Source organism: Mycobacterium sp., from assembly GCF_032162105.1.
Classification (GTDB): domain Bacteria; phylum Actinomycetota; class Actinomycetes; order Mycobacteriales; family Mycobacteriaceae; genus Mycobacterium.
Window position 1 is genome coordinate 1 of record NZ_JAVRPS010000401.1, and the last position, 3018, is coordinate 3018.

General features: G+C 65.6%; 3 protein-coding genes. 1 reads left to right on the forward strand and 2 read right to left on the reverse strand.

The window, feature by feature from the left end:
- The first annotated feature begins 92 nt into the window (after positions 1–92).
- Positions 93–932 carry an epoxide hydrolase EphH gene (gene ephH, locus QOC69_RS20570; protein ID WP_526442995.1) on the forward strand — a complete coding sequence of 280 codons (840 nt, stop codon included), beginning with the start codon at positions 93–95 and terminating at the stop codon, positions 930–932.
- A gap of 1 nt (position 933) precedes the next feature.
- Here the strand turns inward: ephH and QOC69_RS20575 are convergent, their stop codons facing one another.
- A complete protein-coding gene (locus QOC69_RS20575) occupies positions 934–2151 on the reverse strand; it encodes an NADP-dependent isocitrate dehydrogenase (RefSeq protein WP_526442997.1) in 1218 nt (405 codons plus the stop codon).
- Between the two features lie 4 nt (positions 2152–2155).
- A partial coding sequence (locus tag QOC69_RS20580) for an NADP-dependent isocitrate dehydrogenase (protein ID WP_526442999.1) occupies positions 2156–3018 on the reverse strand: 863 nt, incomplete at its 5' end.

Sequence of the window (3018 nt, forward strand, 5' to 3'; positions counted from 1 at the left end):
CGCACAGAAGCATGTCGTCCCCCACCGACAGGGTCGGCGATCCGACAGGGTCGTCGTTGCGGTACCGGCGGTATCACCTTAGTGTCGGCCGCATGCCCGAACGTGACCCGATCCACGTAGGTTCCGGTGAACCCATCGTGATGCTGCACCCGTTCCTGTGCTCGCAGAACGTATGGCGAACCGTCGCCGATCAACTGTCCGACACCGGCCGCTTCGAGGTGTTCGCCCCGACCATGGCGGGCCACCACGGCGGACCGCGGTCCGACTCCTGGTTGCTGGACATCGACACGCTCGTCGACCACGTCGAACGCCAGATGGACGAGCTCGGCTGGCGCACCGCTCACGTGGTCGGCAACTCGCTGGGCGGATGGGCGGCGTTCGAGCTGGAGCGCCGCGGCCGGGCCCGCAGCCTGACCGCGATCGCACCGGCAGGCGGCTGGACCCGCTACTCGCCGACGAAGTTCGAGACGGTCGCCAAGTTCCTGCTGGGAGGCCCGGCGCTGCTGTTGGCGCGCCTCCTCGGTCCGCGGATCCTCGACCTGCCGTTTGCGCGCCGCGTGGCGACGCTACCGATCAGCGGCCCCGCCGATGGGCCGAACCAGCCCGACCTGCTCGCCCTGATGGATGACGCCATACACTGCCCGGCCTACTTCCAGCTGCTGGTCAGGACTCTGCTGCTGCCGGGACTGGTCGAGCTGGCCAACGCGTCGACACCCACTCAGCTGGTGCTCTGCGAGAAGGACCGGGTGTTCCCCACGCCACGAGGCAACCGGTACTTCACCGAGAACCTGCCCCCCGGCTCGGAGGTGATCCGCCTCGACGGCGTCGGTCACATCCCGATGCTGGAGGCGCCAGGCCGGATCACCGAGCTGATCGCCGACTTCGTCGATCAGCACACCGAGCCGCGTCGGATGGCGCCGCCAGCAGGCTGACTCAGTGCAGTGCCCTCTTGAGGTGGTCGGCGATCGTCGCGAGGTACTCCTCGCTGGTCTCCCAGCCCTGCTCGGGCCCGATCAGGATGGCGAGGTCCTTGGTCATGTGGCCGCCCTCGACGGTGCCGATCACCACTTCCTCCAGCGCCTCGGCGAACTCGATCACCTCGGGCGTGTTGTCGAGCTTGCCGCGGTGCGCCAACCCACGGGTCCAGGCGAAGATCGAGGCGATCGGGTTGGTCGACGTCGCCTTGCCCGCCTGGTGCTGGCGGTAGTGCCGGGTGACGGTGCCGTGGGCGGCCTCGGCCTCGACCGTCTGGCCGTCCGGCGTCATGAGAACCGACGTCATCAGCCCCAGTGAGCCGTAACCCTGTGCGACGGTGTCGGATTGGACGTCACCGTCGTAGTTCTTGCAGGCCCAGACGTAGCCGCCCTCCCATTTCAGGCAGGACGCGACCATGTCGTCGATGAGGCGATGCTCGTAGGTCAGGCCCAACGCGTCGAACTCCGCCTTGAACTCCTCGTCGAAGATGCGCTGGAACTCGTCCTTGAACATCCCGTCGTAGCCCTTGAGGATGGTGTTCTTCGTGGACAGGTAGACGGGGTATTTCTCTTGCAGTCCATACTTGAACGACGACCGGGCGAAGTCCTGGATCGACTTCTTGAAGTTGTACATCCCCATGATGACGCCGCCGCCCTCGGGGATCTGGACGACGTCGTGCACCATCGGCTCGCTGCCATCATCCGGGGTGAACGTCACCGTGAACGTGCCGGGTTTCTCGACCTTGGTGTTGAAGGCGCGGTACTGGTCGCCGAAGGCGTGCCGGCCGATGATGATGGGCTTGGTCCAGCCCGGCACGAGTCGCGGCACGTTCTCGATGACGATCGGAGCGCGGAAGATGGTGCCGCCCAGGATGTTACGGATGGTGCCGTTGGGCGACAGCCACATCTGCTTGAGGCCGAACTCCTTCACGCGGGCCTCGTCGGGCGTGATCGTTGCGCACTTGACGCCGACGTGGTGCTTCTTGATGGCGTTCGCCGCGTCGACGGTGACTTGGTCGTCCGTCTCGTCGCGGTACTCGATGCCGAGGTCGTAATAGTCCAGGTCCACGTCGAGGCGCGGGAGGATCAACGTCTCCTTGATCAGCTTCCAGATGATGCGAGTCATCTCGTCGCCGTCGAGCTCGACGACCGTGCCTTCGACCTTGATCTTCGACATGTTCTCAGCCTCGTACGGTCTCCAGCGCCTCGTTGAACGTCTTGCTCGGCCGCATCACCGCCGCAGTCTTCTCCGCATCCGGGTAGTAGTAACCACCGATGTCGACGGAATCGCCCTGCACCTCGTTGAGCTCGGCCACGATGGCGTCTTCGTTCTCGGCCAGCGACTTGGCCAGCGGCGCGAAGTGTTCGGCCAGCTCCTTGTCCTCGGTCTGCGCGGCAAGCTCCAGCGCCCAGTACATGGCCAGGTAGAACTGGCTGCCCCGGTTGTCGAGCTCACCGGTCTTGCGTGACGGGTTCTTGTTGTTGTCCAACAGCTTTCCCGTCGCGGCATCGAGCGTCTTGGCAAGCAGCTTGGCCCGCGGGTTGTCGGTCTTCTTGCCGAGATCCTCCAAGCTGACGGCCAGCGCGAGGAACTCGCCGAGCGAGTCCCAGCGCAGGTGGTTCTCCTCCACCAACTGGCTGACGTGCTTGGGCGCCGAGCCGCCCGCACCGGTCTCGTACAGCCCGCCACCGGCCATCAACGGGACGATCGACAGCATCTTGGCACTGGTGCCCAGCTCCAGGATGGGGAACAGGTCGGTCAGGTAGTCGCGCAGGATGTTGCCGGTCGCGGCGATGGTGTCCTGTCCGCGCATCGCGCGCTCGATAGTGTGCCGCATGGCCCGTTCCTGCGACCGAATCGAGATGTCGAGACCCTCGGTGTCGTGGTCCTTGAGGTACGTGTTGACCTTCGTCCGCAGCTCGTTCTCGTGCGGACGCCACACGTCGAGCCAGAACACCACCGGCATACCGGAGTCGCGCGCCCGGGTGACGGCCAGCTTCACCCAGTCGCGGATCGGGGCGTCCTTGACGACCGGCATGCGCC